Source organism: Xanthomonas hortorum (assembly GCF_011305375.1).
Lineage (GTDB): Bacteria > Pseudomonadota > Gammaproteobacteria > Xanthomonadales > Xanthomonadaceae > Xanthomonas > Xanthomonas hortorum_E.
This window is the reverse complement of record NZ_VCME01000018.1, coordinates 176,882-198,801: the sequence shown is the minus strand read 5'-3', so window position 1 is coordinate 198,801 and position 21,920 is coordinate 176,882. Positions and strand designations below refer to the sequence as shown.

Here is a 21,920-nt window from a genome sequence, read left to right as displayed (position 1 = left end):
CTGTTCAAAAAATTCCGCTCGCGTCTGGTTAAAGCTTGCGTTCACCTCAGCCGATAACTCAGTCTGATCGCTAGCGCGACGTCGGATTCGCCTGGCGCCCGCTGCCGATTGCACTAGGTTTGGGGGGCGCATGCGGACGCAATGGTTCAAACGGATAAGTGTGGTTTCGGTGTTGCTGGCGTACTGCGCCGCAAGCGCCGTGGTGGCAACGCCGGTCAGCGTGACCGTGGCCGATGCCAACGGCATGTTGGTCGATGCGGTGGTCAGTCTGGAGCCGGCGCGTCCGGCGCCACCCACTGCTTCCAAGACCGCGGAAATGGATCAGGTCAATTCGCAGTTCGTGCCCGCCGTCCTGGCGGTGCGCACCGGCACCTTGGTGCGCTTTCCGAATAACGATCAGATCCGCCATCAGGTCTATTCCTTTTCGCCTGCCAAGCGTTTCGAATTGCCGCTGTTTCAGGGTACCAAGGCCACGCCGATCCGCTTCGATCAGGCGGGCCTGGTGACGATTGGCTGCAATATCCACGACTGGATGCTTGGCTATATCGTGGTGCTGGAGACGCCGTATTTCGGCAAGACCGGCAGCGACGGCCGCGTGCAACTGGATGCACCGGCAGGCACCTACACGCTGCGGGTCTGGCATCCGCGCATCAAGGGTGCCGTGGTCACCGAGCCGTTGCTGCTTGCGCGCGATGCAGTGCAGCGTCGCGTGACCCTGCAGACCACCGGCGCTGCGCCGATGGCAGCACCACCGGATGAGCGCGTGCGCGCGCTGCAGGACAAATTCCGTCGCGCCGACCCGAAGAAGCCGCATCCATGAAGGCGATGCGCCTGCATACCCGTATCGCGGCCTTGGTGGTCCTGGTCGTGCTCGCCACGCAAGTGCTGACCTTCATCGCAGTGCAGGTCGCCACCGAGCGCAGCGTCAAGGCGCAACTGGGCGAAGAATTGCAGATCGGCGAACGCGTCTGGCAACGCATCAATGTGCGCCGCGACGAGCAGCTGCTGCAGTCGGCCTCGGTGCTGGCCGACGATTTCGGTTTCCGTGCGGCAGTGGCCAGTGGCGATGTGCCGACCATGCAGTCGGCATTGCGCAATCATGCCGCGCGCATGTCGGCGCAGACTGCGGTGCTGTTGTCGCCGGATGGCGAGTTCCTGACCGGGCTGGCGGATCTGCCGCAAGCCGAGCAATTGCGCGCCGTGCAGGCCCTGCTGCAGCAGGCGCAACGCGACGGGCACGCGGTCGGGGTGGTGGCACTGGATCAACGCATCGTGCGGCTGGCGGTGGTGCAGGTGCTGGCGCCGAACCGGGTGGGCTGGATCGCGATCGGCAACGAGTCCGGCGATGGGCTTGCGCAGGACTTTCGCACCACCACCGGGCTGGATGCGACGTTTTTTACCGATGGCCCGCCGGTGCGCGTGCTTGCCTCCACCCTGGAGCCGGCTGCGCGTGCCGAGTTCCCGCAGCAGCTGCCCGCCGCCGAAGCGGGGCAGGGCGAAGCGATCCCGCTGACGCTGGCCGACGCGCGTTACCTGGTCAAACTGCAATCGATCCAGGGCGACAGTCATGTGCGGGTCGCCTTGCAGGCCTCGCTGGATCGTGCGGTCGCACCGTATCGCATCCTCAAGCTGCGCATTCTGTTGTTGGCCGGTCTGGCCACGGCCGCCGCACTCGGTGTGGCGATTTTTCTCGCGCGCAGCGTCAGCAAGCCGGTCGCGCAGTTGGTGCAGGCAGCACGACGCATCCAGCGCGGCGATTACCACACCGCGGTGCAGGTGCCGCCCGGACGTGAACTGGCCGAGCTGGCCGACAGCTTCGGGCGCATGCAGCAGCAGATCGCCAGCCGCGAGCAGCACATCCTGCATCAGGCGCGCCACGATGCCTTGACCGGCCTGCCCAATCGCATCTGGCTGCTGGAACGGCTGCAACAGGTGGTCGACCAGACCGTGGCCTCCGGCGGTACGGCCGCCGTGCTGATCCTGGATCTTGAGCGCTTCAAGGAACTCAACGACAGCCTGGGGCACGACTTCGCCGATCAGGTTCTGGTCGAAGCAGGGCGCCGCCTTGCCGAGGTCGTGCAGGAGCCCAATGTGGTCGGGCGGCTAGGCAGCGACGAATTCATGGTGGTGGTGGCGCAGGCCGATATGACCAGCGTGCAGCAGGATGCGCAGCGATTGCTGCTGCAGCTGCGTCGCCCACTGGCGTTGCCGCAGGCGCGCATCCAGCTGGAAGCCAGCATCGGCATCGCCTTGATCCCCGAACACGGCGCCGATCCGGATACCTTGCTGCGACGCGCCGATATCGCACGTCGCCAGGGCGGCAATGTCATCACCATCGGTGCCAGCAGCGTGTATCGCCTGGGCCAGGACGAGCAGCATCTGCGTCGTCTAAGGCTCACTGGCGATCTGCGCCAGGCGATTGCCAGCAACGAACTGACCTTGCGCTTCCAGCCCAAGATCTGTTTGCGCAGCGATCGCGTCGAACAGGTCGAGGTGCTGGTGCGCTGGCATCACCCGGTGCTGGGGCCGATCGGCCCGGACGAATTCATTCCGCTCGCCGAGCACTCCGGGGTGATCCACCCGCTGACCCGCTATGTGCTGGACGAAGCGCTGCGGTGCCAGGCGCAATGGCGCAGCCAGGGCCTGGAGCTGGGCATGGCGATCAATCTCTCTGCGCTCGATCTATCCGACCCCGGCCTGCCGGATTATGTGCGCGGTCGTCTGGAGCATCACGCGGTGGCGGCCGAGCGGGTCACGCTGGAATTGACCGAAAGCGCCTTGATGCGCGATGTCGAATTCGCGCTGCACATGCTGCATCAGCTGCGCAGCGTCGGCGTGCGCCTGTCCATCGACGACTTCGGCACCGGCTATTCTTCGCTGGCGCAGCTCAAGCGCATGCCGGTCAACGAATTGAAGATCGACAAGAGTTTCGTCATGCAATTGGCCGAAGGCACCGACGATGCATTCATCGTGCGCAGCACGATCGATCTTGGGCATAACCTTGGATTGAGCGTGATCGCCGAAGGCGTGGAAAACGCCACAGCGCTCGGGCTGCTGCGCAGTTATGGCTGCGACATGGTGCAGGGCTATCTGTACGCGCCGCCGCTGGAAGAAGTGCCGTTTGTGGCCTGGTGCATGCGTCAACTCGATCTGGGTCAACTCGATCTGGTGCCGGCCGCGCAAGCAGGAGCGCAACGATGAGCAAGTGGGTGCGGGCTGCGCGGTCTGCTGCAGTGTTGGGTTGTTTGGCACTCACGCCGACACTGGCGATTGCTGGAGAAGGGCGTCTGCTTGCCACCGGCGGTGTGTCGATGATCGAAGGCAGCAGCGGCGGCGGCATCGTGCCTTGGGCCACGCTGTCGGGCTACGGCACGCGCGATGAACTTGCCACCGTCGTGTTCGCCACGCACGTGGACAGCGGCGATTACCGATTGGATGTGCAGGGCGCCGCGCTCACCGTCGGCAATCGGCTGGAGCTGTCGCTCGCGCGGCAACGCCTGGATCTGGGCACGTTGCAGGACCGATTGGGCTTGCCATGGAATGCGCTGGGTCAGGACGTGTTCGGCGCAAAGCTGCGCTTGCATGGCGACCTCGTGTACGGGCGTGCGCCGCAAGTCAGTTTGGGCGTGCAGTACAAGCGTTTGCGCAACGGCACGCTGCCCCTGGCGATCGGTGCGCGCGACGACCACGGCACCGATGTGTACGTCAGCGCCAGCCGGCTGTTGCTGCAAGGCGTTGGCGGTTATCAGCTGTTGCTCAACGGTACCCTGCGCGCCACCCGCGCCAATCAGACCGGCTTGCTCGGCTTCGGCGGCGATCGTCGCAACAGCTACCGGCTGGTGGGTGAGGCCAGCGCTGCGGTGATGCTGTCGCCCTCCCTGGCAGTGGGCGTGGAATACCGAGACAAACCGAATAACCTGGGCTTCGCGCGCGAACAAGCCTGGGCAGACGCATTCGTCGCCTGGTTTCCCAGCAAGCATGTGTCGTTCACCGCGGCCTGGGCAGACCTTGGCGACATCGCCACGCTTACCGATCAACGCGGTCCCTATCTTTCCTTGCAGGTGGCGTTCTGATGAACCGATGGCTGCGCTGCTGCCTGCTTTGCGTGCTGGGCCTGGTGAGTGCCTGCGCCACCACGCCACCGCGCCAGACGCTCTACGACGAACTCGGCGGGCAAGCCGGGATCGAAGCGCTGGTGGAAACCATGCTCTCGCGCATTGCCGACGATCAACGCATCGTCGATAAATTCGCGCGCGTCAACATCGTCATGCTCAACGAGCGTCTGGTGCAGAAGTTCTGCCACGTCAGCGATGGGCCATGCCCGGATACCGCCAAGTCGATGAAACAGGCGCATGCGCATCTGGCCATCCGCGAAGGCGACTTCAATGCATTGGTCGAAGATCTGAACTGGGCAATGGATCAACGCAAGATTCCGCGCAGCACGCAGAATCGCCTGCTCGCACGACTGGCGGCAATGTACGGCGACATCGTCAATCACTGACATCCCGTGGGGCATGCTCATGCAGTCGTGCAGAGCCGTACGCACACACGCTGATCGACCGCCCAAGCGCCTCAATCCAGCGGGCGCACCCGGTGCGATCCGCGCGCCATCAACCACAAGGTGGTCGCGTGCGGCAGCAATCGTAACCCGGCATTGGCCAGGCGATAGCGCCAGCCCGGCACTGCCAGCACCTGTCCGCGCTCCAGTGCTTCGATGCCGTATTCGGCCACGGCATCGGCCTGCAGCCACGCCCAACCGGGCAGGGTAGACATCGCCTCGCGTGTGCCGGTGATGTCGTGAAATTCCGACCACGCAAAGCCCGGGCACAGCGCGCAGACCCTCACTGCACAATCGGCGTTTTCCAGCGCCAGCGATTCGCTGAAGCGCAGCAGGAAGCTCTTGCTTGCCGCATACAGCGTTTGCCCGTCGGCACTCGGCGTCAGCGCCGCAAACGAGGCCACGTTGAGAATGCGGCCCTGGCCACTGGCGCGGATCATCGGCAACAGCCGCCAGGTCAGCTCGCACACCGCGCCCACCATCACCTGCAGAAAGCGCGCATGCGTGGCCCAGTCGTTGTGCAGATAGCGGCCCGGCACACCGTAGCCGGCATTGTTGACCAGTGTGCTTACGGTCCAGCCATTACGCTGGATCTGCGCAACCAGCGCCTCTGCCGCTGCGGGGTCGGCCAGATCGGCCGGCAACACGTGGACCTGTACCAACGCGCTCAACTCGGCTGCCAGTGCCTCCAGCCTATCCACCCGGCGCGCAGTCAGGATCAACGGCACGCCACGCATGGCGTAAGCACGCGCAATCTCGCGGCCGATGCCGCTGGAGGCGCCGGTGACCAGCGCGAAGACAGGCGAAACGGACATGGCAGGTTCCTGCTGAAGAGGGGATGGGACAGGCAATGGACAGAAGTGTGCCGGCTGCCGACAGGGCATGGGCTATTCTGTCGCCTGTCTTCCACTCAGGAACCTGCGCCTGATGCGTCGAAAACTCGTTGCCGGAAATTGGAAGCTGCATGGCAGCCGCGCCTTCGCCACCGAACTGGTGGCCCAGATTGCCGCGCACATGCCCCTGGAGGGTGTCGATGTCGTCATCCTGCCGCCACTGCCTTACCTCGGCGATCTGATCGAGGATTTCGAGGAGCATCACCTGTGCTTTGGTGCGCAGGACGTCAGCAGTAACGAGAAGGGCGCCTACACCGGCGAGGTCTCGGCCACGATGCTGGTCGATGTCGGCGCCGAGTACGGCCTGGTCGGCCACTCCGAGCGTCGCCAGTACCATCAAGAGAGCAGTGAGCTGGTAGCGCGTAAATTCGCGGCCGCCATGCATGCCGGGTTGATCCCTGTGCTGTGCGTCGGCGAATCGTTGGAGCAGCGCGAAGCGGGCCAGACCGAGGCGGTGCTGCGCGCTCAGCTCGAGCCGGTGCTGGCCCTGGTCGGCAGCGAAGGCTTTGCGCGTGCCGTGCTTGCGTATGAACCGATCTGGGCCATTGGTACCGGCCGCACTGCCAGCCCGGAGCAGGCCCAGGCTGTGCACGCCTTCCTGCGTGGCGAAGTCGCAAAGGCGGATGCTAGAATTGCCGATTCGCTGCCCATCGTGTACGGGGGCAGTGTCAAGCCCGACAACGCCAACGAGCTGTTCGCACAGCCCGATGTCGACGGCGGGCTGGTCGGAGGCGCATCACTGGTCGCCGAAGATTTCCTGGCCATCGCACGTGCGGCGGCCGCTTGTTAACCCATTAAGTTTTGTCCGGGGACGGATTTCGAAATGCTGATGTTGATCCTCAATGTGGTCTACGTGCTGGTCGCGCTGGCGATGATCGCGCTGATCCTGATGCAGCGTGGCGCGGGTGCGGCAGCGGGCTCCGGTTTCGGTGCTGGTGCCTCGGGCACCGTGTTTGGTTCGCAGGGTGCGTCGAACTTCCTGTCCAAGTCGACCAAGTGGCTGGCGGTGGTGTTTTTCAGCATCAGCCTGTTCATGGCGTGGTACGCCACCCATGGTGCGCGTCCTACCGATCAGAATCTTGGCGTGATGTCGCAGTCGGCCACCCCGGCACCGGCCGCCGCCGGCGAGCTGACTCAGCCGTTGCCGCAGGCGCCAGCCGCGGGCGCAGTGCCCACCGCTCCGTCGCAGCCGTCGCCTGCCGCTGTTCCGGCCGCAGCGCCAGCGCAGTCCGCACCGGCGCAACAAGCGCCTGCGGCACGCGAAGAAAACGCTTCAGAACCAGCACAAAAACGCTGAAGCCGGTTACAATACGCTGCGCACTGGGATGCCCAGCGGCGCAACGTATGCCCAGGTGGCGGAATTGGTAGACGCACTACCTTGAGGTGGTAGCGATTTAGGTCGTAGGGGTTCGAGTCCCCTCTTGGGCACCATTGTTTGGCTGCAGTTCCTGCGCATCGTGGCGATACCACGCGCGGGTCCTGCTTATACCCCATGCCGGCACGCGGCGCGTGCGGGCAAAGGCAAGAGAGAATCGCTGTGCTGGCCGAATATTTGCCGAGTCTGCTGTTTCTGATCGTCGCCACCGGTATCGGCATCACATTGATGTTGATCGGCCGGTTCCTCGGTCCGCGTAGCCCCGATGCACGCAAGCTCTCGCCGTACGAGTGTGGCTTCGAGGCATTCGAAGACGCGCGCATGAAGTTCGACGTGCGCTACTACCTGATCGCGATCCAGTTCATCGTGTTCGATCTGGAAATCATCTTCATCGTGCCGTGGACGCAGGTGTTCATGGAGATCGGCGCACGTTCGCTGGTCACCATGGGACTGTTCGTCGGCATGCTGTTCCTCGGTTTTATCTACGTCTGGAAGAAGGGAGCGTTGGAATGGGAGTGATTCAGACCCTCGATCGTCTGATGACCAATCCGATGCCGGAAGGTCGGTTGGACGACATCCTGCGCCCGGAAGGCGAGAACCCGCTGCTCGAAAAGGGCTACGTGACCACCAGCGTCGATGCGCTGTTGAATTGGGCGCGTACCGGTTCGATGTGGCCGATGACCTTCGGTCTGGCCTGTTGCGCAGTCGAGATGATGCACGCTGGTGCGGCGCGCCTGGACCTGGACCGTTACGGCGTGGTGTTCCGCCCGTCGCCGCGCCAGTCCGACGTAATGATCGTGGCCGGCACGCTGGTCAACAAGATGGCGCCGGCGCTGCGCAAGGTCTACGACCAGATGCCGGATCCCAAGTGGGTCATTTCGATGGGCAGCTGCGCCAACGGCGGTGGCTATTACCATTATTCGTATTCGGTGGTGCGCGGTTGCGACCGCATCGTGCCGGTGGACATCTATGTCCCGGGCTGCCCGCCGACCGCCGAGGCGCTGGTCTACGGCATCTTGCAGCTGCAGAAGAAGATCTGGCGTACCCAGACGATCGCGCGCTGATACCCGTCTTCTTCTACCGAGAGCAGCCAAGCCCCCATGGCAGAGCAAGCATCCTCCTTCACTGACCGACTTGCGGCACGTTTCGCCGGTGCGCAGATTGCCGTGGCCTTGCCGCGCGGCGAAGTGACGCTGGAAGTCGCTGCGGCCGATTGGCACGCCACCTGTCTGGCCTTGCGCGACGAACTCGGTTTCGAGCAGTTGAGCGACCTGTGCGGCGTCGATCACCTGGGCTATGGCAGCGACGAGTGGGATACCGCGGACGTGTCGTCGCAGGGTTTCAGTCGTGGTGTCGAAGGCAAGGCGGTCGGTCGTTTCGCCTGGGGTGAATTTCCCAGCCAGGAAAGCTCCGATGGCGCCCACCCGCAGCACATGCCCAAGCAGCGTTTTGCGGTCGTCGCCCAGCTGATTTCCTACCAGCACAACCAGCGTCTGCGCGTACGTTGCTACGCCCCGGACGAGCAGGTGCCGGTGGTGGCCTCGTTGACCGATATCTGGCCGGGCGTGAACTGGTTCGAGCGCGAAGCCTTTGACCTGTTCGGCATCGTGTTCGACGGTCACCCGGATCTGCGTCGCATCCTGACCGACTACGGATTCGTCGGCCATCCGTTCCGCAAGGATTTCCCGCTGATCGGCAACGTCGAAGTACGTTACGACGAAGAAAAAAAGCGCGTGGTGTACGAGCCGGTCACCTCGGTCGAGCCACGCGTCGGTGTGCCGCGCGTGATTCGCGACGATGCCCGTTATGAGACTGCCGCTGGTGAAGTGGGCAAGTCGGAGACTGCCAAGTGAGTGAGTTCCACCAGGCGACTGCCGCCTTCGCTAGCAATCCTGTCGAAAGCAAGCAGGAAATCCGCAATTACACGATGAACTTCGGCCCGCAGCATCCTGCGGCGCACGGCGTGCTGCGCTTGATCCTGGAAATGGACGGCGAAACCGTGGTGCGTGCCGATCCGCATATCGGCCTGCTGCACCGTGGCACCGAGAAGCTGGCTGAGTCCAAGCCGTTCAACCAGTCGGTTCCGTACATGGATCGCCTGGATTACGTGTCGATGATGTGCAACGAGCATGCTTACGTGCGCGCGATCGAGTCCCTGATGGGAATCGAAGTGCCCGAGCGTGCGCAGTACATCCGCACGATGTTCGACGAAATCACCCGCATCAAGAACCACCTGATGTGGCTGGGCTCCAACGCCCTCGATCTGGGTGCGATGGCGGTGATGCTGTATGCGTTCCGCGAGCGCGAAGAGTTGATGGACGTTTACGAGGCGGTCAGTGGCGCGCGCATGCACGCTGCCTACTATCGCCCCGGTGGCGTGTATCGCGATTTGCCCGATCGCATGCCCAAGTACAAGGAATCGCGTTGGCACAAGGGCGGGGCGCTGAAGAAGCTCAACGCCGCGCGCGAAGGCTCGATGCTGGATTTCCTCGAGGACTTCACCAATACCTTCCCGTCGCGTGTGGACGAGTACGAAACGCTGCTGACCGATAACCGTATCTGGAAGCAGCGTACCGTCGATGTCGGCATCATCAGCCCGGATCTGGCCCGTGCCTGGGGCATGACCGGCCCGATGCTGCGTGGCTCCGGTATCGAGTGGGATCTGCGCAAGAAGCAGCCGTATGCCAAGTACGACGCGGTGGATTTCGATATCCCGGTCGGCACCAACGGCGACTGCTACGACCGCTATCTGGTCCGTGTTGCCGAGATGCGTGAATCCAACCGCATCATCAAGCAGTGCGTGACCTGGCTGAAGGCCAATCCAGGCCCGGTGATGGTCACCAATTTCAAGGTCGCTCCGCCAAGCCGCGAAGGCATGAAGGACGACATGGAAGCGCTGATCCATCACTTCAAGCTGTTCAGTGAAGGCTATTGCGTGCCGGCTGGCGAGACGTATTGCGCCGTCGAAGCACCCAAGGGCGAGTTCGGCTGCTACCTGATGTCCGATGGCGCCAACAAGCCGTTCCGCCTGCATCTGCGCGCGCCGGGCTTTGCGCATCTGTCCTCGATGGACGCAGTGGTGCGTGGCTATTTGCTGGCCGACGTCGTGGCGATGATCGGTACTTACGATTTGGTTTTCGGTGAGGTTGACCGATGAAGGCGACGGGTAATTTCGAAGCGGCGCGCGACGTCGATCCGCAGGTAGTGCTGAGCGAGAAGACGCGCGCGCACATCGATCATTGGCTGAGCAAGTTTCCGCCAGACCGCAAGCGGTCGGCGGTGCTGCAGGGCCTGCATGCTGCGCAAGAGCAGAACCAGGGCTGGCTCACCGATGAGTTGATCGTCGGCGTGGCCAAGTATCTGGAACTGCCGCCGGTGTGGGCCTACGAGGTCGCCAGCTTCTACTCGATGTTCGAGACTGAAAAGGTCGGCCGCCACAACGTGGCGTTCTGCACCAACATCAGCTGCTGGCTCAACGGCGCCGAGGATCTGCTGGCGCACGCCGAGAAGAAACTGGGTTGCAAGCTGGGGCAGTCGACGGCCGATGGCCGGGTCTACCTCAAGCGCGAAGAAGAGTGCCTGGCGGCCTGCTCTGCAGCGCCGATGATGGTCATCAACGGCCATTACCACGAGCACCTGACGAAAGAGAAGGTCGACGCGCTGCTGGACGGGCTGGAGTAAGACATGGCACATCATCACGCACCCTCAGGCCCGGTCGGTCCGGCGCCGTTGCCGCATCAGGTCGTCTACACGACCCTGCATTACGACACCCCGTGGTCGTACGAGAGCTATCTCAAGACTGGCGGCTACGCCGCGCTGCGCAAGATCCTCGAAGAGAAGATCGAGCCGGCCGACGTCATCGAGATGGTCAAGGCCTCCAATCTGCGTGGCCGTGGCGGCGCGGGCTTCCCGACCGGCTTGAAGTGGTCGTTCATGCCCAAGGGCACGATGCAGAAGTACATCCTGTGCAACTCGGACGAATCCGAGCCGGGCACCTGCAAGGACCGCGACATCCTGCGTTACAACCCGCATTCGGTGGTGGAAGGCATGGCGATCGCCTGCTACGCCACCGGCTCGACCGTGGGCTACAACTACCTCCGTGGCGAGTTCCACCACGAGCCGTTCGAAAACTTCGAGCTGGCGCTGGCCGATGCGTATGCCAATGGCTGGCTGGGCAAGAACATTCTCGGCAGCGGCGTGGATATCGACATCTACGGTGCGCTGGGTGCCGGCGCCTACATCTGCGGCGAAGAAACCGCGCTGATGGAATCGCTGGAAGGCAAGAAGGGCCAGCCGCGCTACAAGCCGCCGTTCCCGGCCAACTTCGGCCTGTACGGCAAGCCGACCACCATCAACAACACCGAGACCTATGCGTCGGTGCCGGCGATCATTCGCAACGGCCCGGAATGGTTCCTGGGGCTGAGCAAGACCAAGAACGGCGGCCCGAAGATCTTCTCGGTATCCGGCTGCGTGCAGAAGGGCGGCAATTTCGAAGTGCCGCTCGGCACCACCTTCGACGAACTGCTGGAAATGGCCGGTGGCCTGCGTCCGGGCCGCACTCTCAAGGGTGTGGTGCCTGGCGGCGTGTCGATGCCGGTGCTGAAGGCCGACCAGGTTGCCGGGCTGCAGATGGACTACGACACCTTGCGTGCGCTCGGGACCGGTCTGGGGTCGGGCGCGATCGTGGTACTGGACGACAGCGTCTGCTGCGTGCGCTTCGCCTGCCGCATCTCGCAGTTCTTCCACAAGGAATCCTGCGGTCAGTGCACCCCGTGCCGTGAAGGCACCGGCTGGATGCACCGCGTGCTCGAGCGCATCGTCGCCGGCAAGGCCACGATGGAAGACCTGCACCAGTTGCGCACCGTTGCCGGCCAGATCGAAGGGCACACCATCTGTGCGTTCGGCGAAGCCGCAGCGTGGCCGATTCAAGGCTTCCTGCGCCAGTTCTGGGACGAGTTCGAGTACTACATCGTCAACGGTCGTTCGATCGTCGACACGCACGTCGGAGTGGCCGCATGAGCGCCCAACCAGTGAACCCGAACGTGCCACCGGACCATGTCACCGTCGAAATCGACGGGCAGAGTTTGGTGGTGCCGAAGGGTTCGATGATCATCCAGGCGGCCGACAAGGCCGGCATCCCGATCCCGCGCTTCTGCTATCACGAGAAGCTGCCGATCGCGGCCAACTGCCGCATGTGCCTGGTGGACGTCGAAAAATCCCCGAAGCCGTCGCCTGCCTGCGCCACGCCGGTGATGGACGGCATGAAGGTCACCACGCGTAGCGAAAAGGCGCTGAAGTACCAGCGCAGCGTGATGGAATTTTTGCTGATCAATCACCCGCTGGACTGCCCGATCTGCGATCAGGGCGGCGAGTGCGAGTTGCAGGACGTTTCGCTTGGCTATGGCCGTTCGGTCAGCCGCTTCAACGAGCGCAAGCGCGTGGTGCCCGACGAGGACATCGGTCCGCTGGTCGCCACCGAGATGACCCGCTGCATCCAGTGCACCCGTTGCGTGCGCTTCACTGCAGACATCGCCGGCACCTACGAGTTGGGTGGCATGTATCGCGGTGAAAACCTGCAGATCGGCACCTACGACGGCAAGCCGCTGACCACCGAAATTTCCGGCAATGTCATCGACGTCTGCCCGGTCGGCGCGCTGACCAACAAGGTGTTCCAGTTCCGTGCCCGCCCGTGGGAGTTGATGGCGCGCGAATCGCTCGGCTATCACGATGCGATGGGCTCGAACCTGTTCCTGCACGTGCGTCGCGGCGAAGTGCTGCGTACCGTGCCGCGTGAGAATGAGGCGGTCAACGAGTGCTGGCTGTCCGATCGCGATCGTTATTCGCATCAGGGCCTGTACGCCGACGACCGTGCGGTCAAGCCGCTGAAGAAGGTCAACGGTGAGTGGACTGAGGTGAGCTGGGCCGAAGGGCTGGCTGCCGCCACGCAAATCCTGCGTGACAACGCTGGAGATCAGCTCGGCGTGCTGGTGCATCCGTCCACCTCCAACGAGGAAGGCGCGCTGCTCGCACGTCTGGCCGAAGGACTGGGCAGCGGCAATTTGGATCACCGTCTGCTCAACCGCGATTTCTCCGATGCTGCGGTGGCCGAAGCGTTTGCCACGCCGTTGGCCGAGATCGAGCAGGCCGATGTGGTGGTGCTGTTCGGCACCAACGTGCGCCACGAACTGCCGCTGCTGCATGCGCGTCTGCGCAAGGCCAACATCCAGAACGGGACCAAGATCCATTCGGTCAATCCGGTCGATTTCGATTTTGCCTTTACCCAGGCGAGCCGCACCGTGGTCGCGCCGTCGCAGCTGGCTGGCGCGCTGGACGATGCGGCATTGCGCGATGCGGTCAAGGGCGCCACGCGTGCCGTGATCGTGGTCGGCGCATTGGCCGAAAATCATCCGCAGGCTGCCGCATTGCGTGCTGCCGCACGTGACTTCGCTGCTGCAACCGGCGCTTCGCTGTGCCGTATTCCGCAGGGCGCCAATGCTGTCGGTTTGGTCTCGCAAGGTGTATTGCCGAGCGCACGTGATGTCACCGGCATGCTGGCGCAGCCGCGCCAGGCCTATGTGTTGTACGGCATCGAGCCAGGTCTGGACTTCGCCGATGCCGCCGCTGCCCGCAGTGCGCTGGCCGGTGCCAAAGTGGTGGCCTTCAGCCAGTTCGCCTGTGCTTCCACGCGCGATGTGGCCGACGTGATCCTGCCGATCGGCGCATTGCCGGAAATCGATGCATCGCTGACCAATCTCGATGGTCGCGTGCAGACCGCACGTGCCGCCGGCCGCTTGCCGGTGGAAGCGCGCGAAGGTTGGCGCGTGTTGCGCGCACTTGGCGGCGAGCTGGGTCTGGCCGGTTTCGAATTCATCGATCTGGTCGGCCTGCGTGCCGGCATGCAGAACCGCAGCGTGACGCCTGCAACCTCCGCACAGCCAGTGGCTGCGAGCGAGGGGCTGGAAGTGGCCGCGACCGCTGCGATCTATCGCACCGACGCAGTGGTACGCCGCGCCGCTGCACTGCAGTCGCATCCGCTCAACATCGCGCCGTGTGTGGCCATGCATCCGGAGCAGGCAGCGCAGTTGCAGATTGGCGCAGGTCAGATGGTCAAGGTCGGTACCGATGCCGGTAAGGCAACGCTGCCGGTGGTACTGGACAAGCGCGTCGCGCCGGGGACGGTGTGGATCGAATCCGGCCATGGCGCGACCGCGCCGCTTGGTGCCGGTCGGGTAACGGTGGTGGCTGCATGAACGAATTGCTGTTGAATCTGGTCAATCCTTTGCACCAGTGGTTCGTCGGACTGGGCGATGGCGGCGTGGTGTTGTGGACCGTGCTGAAGATCCTGCTGATCGCGGTGCCGGTGATCGTGGCGGTGGCGTTCTTTGTGGTCTGGGAGCGCAAGCTGATCGGTTGGATGCACGTACGCCACGGGCCAATGTACGTGGGCATGGGCATCTTTCAGGCCTTCGCCGACGTGTTCAAGCTCCTGTTCAAGGAGATCGTGCAGCCGAGCAGCGCGCACAAGGCGATGTTCATCATCGCTCCGCTGCTAACGCTGGCGCCGGCCTTCGCCGCCTGGTCGGTGGTGCCGTTCGATGCGCAGCTGGTGCTGTCCAACGCTAACGTCGGCTTGCTGTATCTGCTCGCGATGACCTCGCTGGGCGTGTACGGCATCATCCTGGCCGGTTGGGCCTCCAACTCCAAATATGCGTTTCTGGGTGCGATGCGCTCGGCCGCGCAGGTAGTCAGCTACGAAATCGCGATGGGCTTTGCGCTGGTCGGCGTGATGATCGCGTCGGGCAGCGTCAACCTGAGTCAGATCGTGTTTGCGCAGGGCGGTAGCTCGGGCGTAGGCGATTGGTTCCTGATCCCGCTGTTCCCGTTGTTCATCGTGTACTGGGTGTCCGGCGTCGCCGAAACCAATCGCGCGCCGTTCGACGTGGTGGAAGGCGAATCGGAAATCGTTGCCGGCCACATGGTGGAGTACTCGGGCGGTGCGTTCGCGCTGTTCTTCCTGGCCGAATACGCCAACATGATCCTGGTCAGCTTCCTGATCTCGATCTTCTTCCTTGGCGGTTGGTTGAGCCCATGGCCGCAGGCCTGGGGCAATCCGGATATCTCGCCGTGGGTCGATTGGCTGTGGAAGGGCGGTTGGCCGTGGCTGCTGATGAAGGTGTTCTTCTTCGCCAGCGCTTACATCTGGTTCCGTGCCAGCTTCCCGCGCTACCGCTATGACCAGATCATGCGTCTTGGCTGGAAGGTGTTCATTCCGCTGACGATCGTGTGGATCGCAGTGACGGCGTTGATGGTGTTTTACGGCGTGATCCAGAAGGGCGTGTAATTGATGAACAAGATCACCCATTACTTCAAAAGCTTGCTGCTGCTCGAACTGCTCGGAGGTTTGTGGCTGACGTTTAAATACACGTTCAAGCCCAAGTACACCGTGCTGTATCCGATGGAGAAGTTCCCGCAGTCGCCGCGCTTCCGTGGCGTGCATGCGCTGCGCCGTTATCCCAACGGCGAAGAGCGTTGCATCGCCTGCAAGCTGTGCGAAGCGGTGTGCCCGGCACTGGCGATCACCATCGACTCGGCCAAGCGCGAGGACGGTTCGCGTCGTACCACCCGCTACGACATCGATCTGTTCAAGTGCATCTTCTGTGGCTTCTGCGAAGAAAGCTGCCCGGTGGATTCGATCGTCGAGACGCACCTTCTCGAGTATCACTTCGAGAAGCGCGGCGAAAATATTCTTAACAAGCCGCAGCTGCTGGCGATCGGAGACCGGTTCGAAGCCGAGATCGCCGAGCGTCGCGCTGCCGATGCCGCCTTCCGTTGAGGTCATGATGGACTGGGTCAAAATTGCTTTCTACGCGTTCTCCGCCGTCGCGGTCGTCTCTGCGGGTGCGGTGATCAGCGTGCGCAATCCGGTGTACGCCGTGTTGTGCCTGATCCTCACCTTCTTCTCGATGGCGTGCATCTGGTTGCTGGTCGGCGCCGAGTTCCTTGGCGTGACGCTGGTGCTGGTCTACGTCGGCGCGGTGATGGTGCTGTTCCTGTTCGTGGTGATGATGCTGGACATCGACACCAGCCGCCTGCGCGAGGGTTGGGTCAAGTACATGCCGGTCGGCGTCATCGTGGCGGTCGCCATGTTTGCGCAGATGGTCACCCTGATCGGCGTCAAGGCACGTAGCGCCACGCCGTTCCCGGCAGACAACGCTGCCGCGCAGGCGGCCGACGTGTCGAACCTGACCTGGTTGGCCAAGAGCCTGTACACCGAGTTCCTGCTGCCGTTCGAATTTGCCGCGGTGATCCTGACCGTGGCGGTGGTGGCCGCCGTGATGCTGACCTTGCGCAAGCGCACCGGCATCAAGCTGCAGAACGCGGGTGATCAATCGCGGGTGAAGGCGGGTGATCGCCTGCGCATGGTCAAAATGGCGGTTGAAAAGCCGGTACAGGTCGCGCCGAAGCTCGATGCGGCCGACGGACAGGAGGCGAAGTCTTGATTACCTTGGGCCACCTGCTTGGACTGGGCGCGGTGCTGTTCTGCATCTCGCTGGCCGGCATCTTCCTCAACCGCAAGAACGTCATCGTGTTGCTGATGTCGATCGAGTTGATGCTGTTGTCGGTCAACGTCAACTTCATTGCGTTCTCGCGCGAGCTCGGCGACCCCGCAGGTCAGTTGTTCGTGTTCTTCATCCTGACCGTTGCCGCTGCGGAGGCTGCGATCGGCCTTGCGATTCTGGTGACTCTGTTCCGCACGCGCCGCACGATCAATGTGGCCGAAGTCGATACGTTGAAGGGCTGACCTGTAGATGGAAATCACTCTCTCCAAGAGTCTGTTGATCGCAGTGGTGCTTGCACCGCTGGTCGGCAGCATCATCGCCGGCCTGTTCGGTCGCCAGGTAGGGCGCAAGGGCGCGCAATACGTCACCATTCTGGGCGTGGCGGTCAGCTGCGTGCTGTCGTGCCTGACGCTGTACCAACTGGTGGAGCAGGGCGCCAGTCCGTTCAACCAGAACCTGTACACCTTCTTCGACGTCGGTAACTACTCGGCGCATGTCGGCTTCATGGTCGATCGCCTGACCGCGATGATGATGGTGGTGGTGACCTTCGTGTCGCTGCTGGTGCACATCTACACCATCGGCTACATGGAAGAAGATCCGGGTTACCAGCGCTTCTTCAGCTACATCTCGTTGTTCACCTTCTCCATGCTGACGCTGGTGATGAGCAACAACTTCCTGCAGCTGTTCTTCGGCTGGGAAGCGGTGGGCCTGGTGTCGTATCTGCTGATCGGCTTCTGGTTCAAGCGCCCGACTGCGGTGTTCGCCAACATGAAGGCGTTCCTGGTCAATCGCGTCGGCGACTTCGGCTTCATTCTCGGCATTGCCGGTGTGCTGCTGTGGTTCGGTTCGCTGGACTACTCCACCGTGTTCGCCAACGCGACCACCATGGCCGGTGCCAAGGTGCAGCTGTTCGCAGGCCACGAGTGGAGCGTGATGACGCTGATCTGCATCTGCCTGTTCATCGGTGCGATGGGCAAGTCGGCGCAGGTGCCGCTGCATGTGTGGCTGCCGGACTCGATGGAAGGACCGACGCCGATTTCGGCACTGATCCACGCCGCGACGATGGTGACCGCCGGCATCTTCATGGTCGCGCGCATGTCGCCGCTGTTCGAGCTGTCGGAAACCGCACTCAACTTCATCCTGTTCATCGGTGCGACCACGGCCTTCTTCACCGGCCTGATCGGCATCGTGCAGAACGACATCAAGCGCGTGGTTGCGTATTCCACGCTGTCCCAGCTCGGCTACATGACCGTGGCGCTGGGCGTGTCTGCCTACTCGGCGGCCGTGTTCCATCTGATGACGCATGCTTTCTTCAAGGCGCTGCTGTTCCTGGCAGCCGGCTCGGTCATCATCGGCATGCACCACGAGCAGGACATGCGCAAGATGGGCGGCCTGCGCAAGTACATGAAGGTGACCTACTGGACCAGCGTGATCGGTACGCTGGCACTGGTCGGGACGCCGTTCTTCTCCGGCTTTTACTCGAAGGACACCATCATCGAGGCAGCTGCGCATCATGCCCACGAGTCGCATAGCTGGATCGCGACCTATGGCTACTGGGCGGTGCTCGGCGGCGTGCTGGTGACCAGCTTCTACAGCTTCCGCCTGCTGTTCCTGACCTTCCACGGCAAGGAGCGCTTCCGCGACGCGCATGCGCATGCGCATGATGCCCATGCACACCACGACAGCGCACACACCGATGCCGAGGCGCAGGTCCACGCGCACGATAGTCATGCGCACGACGCCCATGCACACGATACGCATAGCCACGATGACCACGGTCATGGCCATCACGGTGCCCATGAGCCGCACGAATCCAAGTGGGTGGTGACGCTGCCGCTGATCCTGCTGGCGATCCCTTCGGTGGCGATCGGCTTCTTCACGATCGGCCCCATGTTGTTCGGCACCGATTGGCAAGGTCACCACGCGGCGCATGCCATCAAGGGGCAGGCGGTCTCGTTCTTCACCGGCATCGTCGATTTCTACGATCCGGCACGCGACACCGTCGGTGCACTGGCCGAAGAGTTCCATGGTCCGGTGGCCTTCGCGCTGCACGGCATGATGGCTGCGCCGTTCTTCCTGACCGTTGCCGGTCTGTTGCTGGCCGCGCTGTTCTATCTCTGGAAGCCGGAGCTGGCCACCAAGTCGCGCAAGGCGTTCGCGCCGGTCGTGTGGCTGCTGGAAAACAAATACGGCTTCGACAAGCTGTGGATCAATGGCTTCGCCGGTGGCGGCGTGGTCCTTGGCAAGGCGTCACGTGCCATCGATACCCATGTGGTCGACGGTGTTGTCGTCAATGGTTCTGCCCGACTGATCGACCTGGCTGCAAATCTGCTGCGTCGCACGCAATCCGGTTTCCTCTATCACTACGCCTTCGCAATGATCATCGGTTTGATCGCCTTGTTGGCGGTACTGATGCATTTCTGGCGTTGACCTGTACGGAATAAGAAAACGTGTCGAACTGGCCTTTACTGTCTATCTTGATCTGGCTGCCGATTATCGGTGGCGCCCTGATCCTTGCGTTGCGCAACGCCGAGACTGCCCGCTGGGCATCGCTGGCGGTGGCGGTGGCGACCTTTGTGCTGAGTCTGCCGCTGCTGGGCTACGACACGGCCAATGACGCCATGCAATTCGTCGAACTGCATGCCTGGATCCCGGCCTACAACATCGGCTACAACCTGGGCGTGGACGGCATCGCGGTCGCGTTGATCGTGCTGACCACACTGGTGACGGTGCTGGCCCTGATCGGCGCCTGGCGCTCGATCGACAAGCGCGTCAATCAGTACGTTGCCGCCTTCCTGATCCTGGAAGGCGTCACGCTGGGCATCTTCGCCGCCACCGACGCGATGCTGTTCTACGTCTTCTTCGAAGCCATGTTGATTCCGATGTTCCTGATCATCGGTGTTTGGGGCGGCCCGCGGCGTATCTATGCGGCGATGAAGTTCTTCCTGTACACCTTCCTCGGCTCGGTGCTGATGCTGGTGGGCCTGGTCTATCTGTATCTGAAGGGCGGCAGCTTCCAGCTCGCCGACCTGTACGCGCTGCAGCTGACCGCCAAGGAGCAGACCTGGATCTTCTTCGCGTTCCTGATCGCCTTCGCGGTCAAGGTGCCGATGTTCCCGGTGCATACCTGGCTGCCCGACGCGCACGTCGAGGCCCCGACCGCCGGTTCGGTGATCCTGGCCGCGATCGCGCTGAAGATCGGTGGCTACGGCTTCCTGCGCTTCAACCTGCCGATCGTGCCGGACGCCAGCCATGAGTTCGCCTGGTTGGTGATCACGCTGTCGCTGATCGCGGTGATCTACGTCGGCCTGGTGGCGTTGGTGCAGGACGACATGAAGAAGTTGGTGGCGTATTCGTCCATCGCGCACATGGGCTTCGTCACTCTCGGCACCTTTATCGCCTTCACCCTGGTGCGCGACTACGGCAGCACCGACGCCGCACGCCTGGGCCTGCAGGGCGCAATGGTGCAGATGATCTCGCACGGCTTCGTCTCCGGTGCGATGTTCTCCTGCATCGGCGTGTTGTACGACCGCATGCATACCCGCCGCATCGCCGATTACGGCGGCGTGGTCAACGTGATGCCGTGGTTTGCCACCTTCGCCATGCTGTTCTTCATGGCCAATGCTGGCCTGCCAGGTACCAGCGGTTTCGTTGGCGAGTTCATGGTGATCCTGGCCAGCTTTCAGAAGCACCCGTTGATCGCCTTCGGCGCTGCCACCACGTTGGTGATCACTGCGGCTTACACCTTGTGGCTCTACAAGCGCGTGTTCTTCGGTGAAGTGGCCAACGCACACGTGGCCGAGTTGAAGGACATCAATGGCCGTGAGGCATTCGTGCTGGGGGTGTTCGCCGCTGGCGTGCTGGCCCTGGGCCTGTATCCGAAGCCGCTGACCGATCTGATGGAACCATCGATCGCCAAGCTGGCTACCCAGATTGCCGCGACCAAGCTGTAACTGCTTGCCGTACGTACCGATTTTCAGGATTTGATGATGACCACGCCAACGCTCGCGCCGTTGACCACCGCTGACCTGGCTCCGCTCGCACCGGAGCTGGTGCTGATCGGCGGCGCCTTTGCTCTGTTGATGCTCGATCTGTTTATGAGCCAGCGGCACAAGGTCTGGACCCACCTGTTCTCCGTGGCCGTGCTGGCCGTGGTGTTCGCGTTGCTGGCGACCGGAACGGGCGGGCAGGGCGAAGCCTTCCACGGCATGTTCGTCCGCGACACCGCCGCCGACGTCATGAAGACGGTAATCGTGCTGGTCAGCGGGTTGAGCCTGGTTTACGGCTGGACCTACCTGCGCGAGCGCAATCTCTATCAGGGCGAAATCCCGGTGCTGGTGCTGTTCGCCACCGCCGGCATGATGCTGCTGGCCTCGGCAGGCAGCCTGCTGATGGTGTATCTGGGCCTGGAACTGCTAGCTCTGTGCTCGTACGCACTAGTCGCGTCCAATCGCGATAACGGCCTGGCCACCGAAGCGGCGATGAAGTATTTCGTGCTTGGTTCGCTGGCGTCGGGTCTGCTGCTGTATGGCATGTCGCTGGTTTACGGCGCTACCGGCACGTTGAGCCTGGCGGGTATCCATGACGCGATCGAAGGCTCCAACGAGCGCACGCTGCTGCTGACCGGCACTATCTTCATGATCGCCGGCGTGGCCTTCAAGCTGGGTGCTGCCCCGTTCCATATGTGGTTGCCCGACGTGTATCAGGGTGCGCCCGCACCGATCGCGTTGTTCATCAGTTCTGCGCCCAAGCTCGCTGCCTTCGGTATGGCCTATCGCCTGCTCGAAGTCGGCATGGGTCCGTTGTCGCCGCAGTGGCATCTGTTGATCGGCGGCCTGTCGGCACTGTCGCTGGTGATCGGCAACCTGATGGCGATTGCGCAGACCAATCTCAAACGCATGCTCGCGTATTCGACCGTCTCGCATATTGGCTTCCTGCTGATGGGCGTGGCCGGTGGCGGCGAAGAAGGCTATGCCGCGGCGATGTTCTACGCAGTGAGCTACACCATCATGTCGACCGCTGCGTTCGGCGCCATCATCGCGTTGTCGCGTAATGGCTTTGAAGCCGAGAACATCGACGACTTCAAGGGGCTCAACGCACGCAATCCATGGATGGCCGGCCTGGTGCTGTGCATCATGGCTTCGCTTGCAGGTATTCCGCCGTTCCTCGGCTTCTGGACCAAGCTGGCCGTGTTGGGCGCCGCGGTCAAGGGCGATATGTTGTGGCTGGCGTTGGTCGGCGTGCTCTGCGCGGTGATCGGTGCGTACTACTATCTGCGCGTCATCAAGGTCATGTACTTCGATGAGCCGGTCGGTGAGCCGTTGCCGGCCAACAACGACCGTGTGCTTGGCACCGTCCTCGGCGTCAACGCACTCGCACTGCTGGCACTCGGTCTGGCCTGGAGCCCGATCATGGTGTGGTGCCAGCGTGCATTTGCGGGCCTTGCGTAAGACTTACGTGCCTGCATACCGTTATGGGCGTGTGCGTCAGGCGCGTCCTTGACGCGTTACTGAAATAAAGTCGTGATTGCTGTT

The 21,920-nt window shown here is 62.8% G+C and carries 21 protein-coding genes and 1 tRNA gene; 21 read left to right on the top strand and 1 reads right to left on the bottom strand.

All coding sequences use genetic code 11. The features are described from left to right. Positions 1-130: 130 nt before the first annotated feature. Genes FFY45_RS16530 through FFY45_RS16515 form a run of 4 tightly spaced genes read left to right on the top strand, consistent with a single transcriptional unit; the run spans position 131 to position 4,501 of the window. A complete protein-coding gene (locus FFY45_RS16530; protein ID WP_176341243.1) occupies positions 131-820 on the top strand; it encodes a methylamine utilization protein in 690 nt (229 codons plus the stop codon). After that, positions 817-3,201 carry a putative bifunctional diguanylate cyclase/phosphodiesterase gene (locus FFY45_RS16525; protein ID WP_176341242.1) on the top strand — a complete coding sequence of 795 codons (2,385 nt, stop codon included), beginning with the start codon at positions 817-819 and terminating at the stop codon, positions 3,199-3,201. Before FFY45_RS16530 ends, FFY45_RS16525 begins: the two co-directional genes overlap by 4 nt. Next, complete coding sequence (locus tag FFY45_RS16520) at positions 3,198-4,073, top strand: DUF3034 family protein (protein WP_176341241.1); 876 nt, start codon at positions 3,198-3,200, stop codon at positions 4,071-4,073. The genes FFY45_RS16525 and FFY45_RS16520 overlap by 4 nt, the downstream gene beginning before the upstream one ends. Further along, on the top strand, positions 4,073-4,501 hold the full coding sequence (locus FFY45_RS16515) for a group I truncated hemoglobin (RefSeq protein WP_176341240.1): 429 nt from the start codon (positions 4,073-4,075) through the stop codon (positions 4,499-4,501). The genes FFY45_RS16520 and FFY45_RS16515 overlap by 1 nt, the downstream gene beginning before the upstream one ends. A gap of 71 nt (positions 4,502-4,572) precedes the next feature. Here the strand turns inward: FFY45_RS16515 and FFY45_RS16510 are convergent, their stop codons facing one another. After that, positions 4,573-5,373 (bottom strand): SDR family NAD(P)-dependent oxidoreductase, encoded by an 801-nt coding sequence (locus tag FFY45_RS16510; protein WP_176341239.1) that lies wholly within the window; start codon positions 5,371-5,373, stop codon positions 4,573-4,575. Between the two features lie 112 nt (positions 5,374-5,485). Here FFY45_RS16510 and tpiA point away from each other — a divergent pair, with 112 nt between their 5' ends. The 17 genes from tpiA to nuoN all read left to right on the top strand — a co-directional run bounded on the left by tpiA (position 5,486) and on the right by nuoN (position 21,836). Then, positions 5,486-6,241, top strand: coding sequence for a triose-phosphate isomerase (gene tpiA, locus FFY45_RS16505; RefSeq protein ID WP_006450569.1), 756 nt, complete (start codon positions 5,486-5,488; stop codon positions 6,239-6,241). Positions 6,242-6,274: 33 nt separating this feature from the next. Then, a complete protein-coding gene (gene secG / locus FFY45_RS16500; protein ID WP_023904461.1) occupies positions 6,275-6,748 on the top strand; it encodes a preprotein translocase subunit SecG in 474 nt (157 codons plus the stop codon). 49 nt (positions 6,749-6,797) lie between these two features. Next, positions 6,798-6,882: transfer RNA gene (locus FFY45_RS16495), tRNA-Leu, on the top strand. Between the two features lie 106 nt (positions 6,883-6,988). Continuing rightward, on the top strand, positions 6,989-7,345 hold the full coding sequence (locus FFY45_RS16490; RefSeq protein ID WP_006450567.1) for an NADH-quinone oxidoreductase subunit A: 357 nt from the start codon (positions 6,989-6,991) through the stop codon (positions 7,343-7,345). After that, positions 7,336-7,890 (top strand): NuoB/complex I 20 kDa subunit family protein, encoded by a 555-nt coding sequence (locus tag FFY45_RS16485; protein ID WP_006450566.1) that lies wholly within the window; start codon positions 7,336-7,338, stop codon positions 7,888-7,890. The genes FFY45_RS16490 and FFY45_RS16485 overlap by 10 nt, the downstream gene beginning before the upstream one ends. Positions 7,891-7,926: 36 nt before the next feature. After that, positions 7,927-8,679, top strand: coding sequence for an NADH-quinone oxidoreductase subunit C (locus FFY45_RS16480; protein WP_104549219.1), 753 nt, complete (start codon positions 7,927-7,929; stop codon positions 8,677-8,679). Beyond that, the gene (locus tag FFY45_RS16475; RefSeq protein WP_023904458.1) at positions 8,676-9,983 is read left to right on the top strand and encodes an NADH-quinone oxidoreductase subunit D; all 1,308 of its coding nucleotides are present in this window, start codon (positions 8,676-8,678) and stop codon (positions 9,981-9,983) included. The genes FFY45_RS16480 and FFY45_RS16475 overlap by 4 nt, the downstream gene beginning before the upstream one ends. Further along, positions 9,980-10,507, top strand: a complete 528-nt coding sequence (gene nuoE, locus FFY45_RS16470) for an NADH-quinone oxidoreductase subunit NuoE (protein WP_006450563.1) — start codon at positions 9,980-9,982, stop codon at positions 10,505-10,507. Before FFY45_RS16475 ends, nuoE begins: the two co-directional genes overlap by 4 nt. 3 nt (positions 10,508-10,510) lie before the next feature. Then, positions 10,511-11,845 (top strand): NADH-quinone oxidoreductase subunit NuoF, encoded by a 1,335-nt coding sequence (gene nuoF, locus FFY45_RS16465; RefSeq protein WP_176341238.1) that lies wholly within the window; start codon positions 10,511-10,513, stop codon positions 11,843-11,845. Then, positions 11,842-14,076: an NADH-quinone oxidoreductase subunit NuoG gene (gene nuoG / locus FFY45_RS16460; protein WP_176341237.1), complete on the top strand. Its 2,235-nt coding sequence runs from the start codon at positions 11,842-11,844 to the stop codon at positions 14,074-14,076. Before nuoF ends, nuoG begins: the two co-directional genes overlap by 4 nt. Beyond that, positions 14,073-15,167 carry an NADH-quinone oxidoreductase subunit NuoH gene (gene nuoH, locus FFY45_RS16455; protein WP_023904455.1) on the top strand — a complete coding sequence of 365 codons (1,095 nt, stop codon included), beginning with the start codon at positions 14,073-14,075 and terminating at the stop codon, positions 15,165-15,167. Before nuoG ends, nuoH begins: the two co-directional genes overlap by 4 nt. A 3-nt stretch (positions 15,168-15,170) precedes the next feature. After that, positions 15,171-15,659, top strand: a complete 489-nt coding sequence (nuoI, locus tag FFY45_RS16450; protein ID WP_176341236.1) for an NADH-quinone oxidoreductase subunit NuoI — start codon at positions 15,171-15,173, stop codon at positions 15,657-15,659. 4 nt (positions 15,660-15,663) lie between these two features. Beyond that, positions 15,664-16,326: an NADH-quinone oxidoreductase subunit J gene (locus FFY45_RS16445; protein WP_172839317.1), complete on the top strand. Its 663-nt coding sequence runs from the start codon at positions 15,664-15,666 to the stop codon at positions 16,324-16,326. Next, positions 16,323-16,628, top strand: coding sequence for an NADH-quinone oxidoreductase subunit NuoK (nuoK, locus tag FFY45_RS16440; protein ID WP_006450557.1), 306 nt, complete (start codon positions 16,323-16,325; stop codon positions 16,626-16,628). The genes FFY45_RS16445 and nuoK overlap by 4 nt, the downstream gene beginning before the upstream one ends. Before the next feature lie 7 nt (positions 16,629-16,635). Beyond that, complete coding sequence (gene nuoL, locus FFY45_RS16435; RefSeq protein WP_176341235.1) at positions 16,636-18,816, top strand: NADH-quinone oxidoreductase subunit L; 2,181 nt, start codon at positions 16,636-16,638, stop codon at positions 18,814-18,816. Positions 18,817-18,836: 20 nt separating this feature from the next. Further along, the gene (locus tag FFY45_RS16430) at positions 18,837-20,339 is read left to right on the top strand and encodes an NADH-quinone oxidoreductase subunit M (protein WP_176341234.1); all 1,503 of its coding nucleotides are present in this window, start codon (positions 18,837-18,839) and stop codon (positions 20,337-20,339) included. A 36-nt stretch (positions 20,340-20,375) separates the two neighbouring features. Beyond that, positions 20,376-21,836, top strand: coding sequence for an NADH-quinone oxidoreductase subunit NuoN (gene nuoN / locus FFY45_RS16425; RefSeq protein WP_043908815.1), 1,461 nt, complete (start codon positions 20,376-20,378; stop codon positions 21,834-21,836). Positions 21,837-21,920 lie beyond the last annotated feature (84 nt).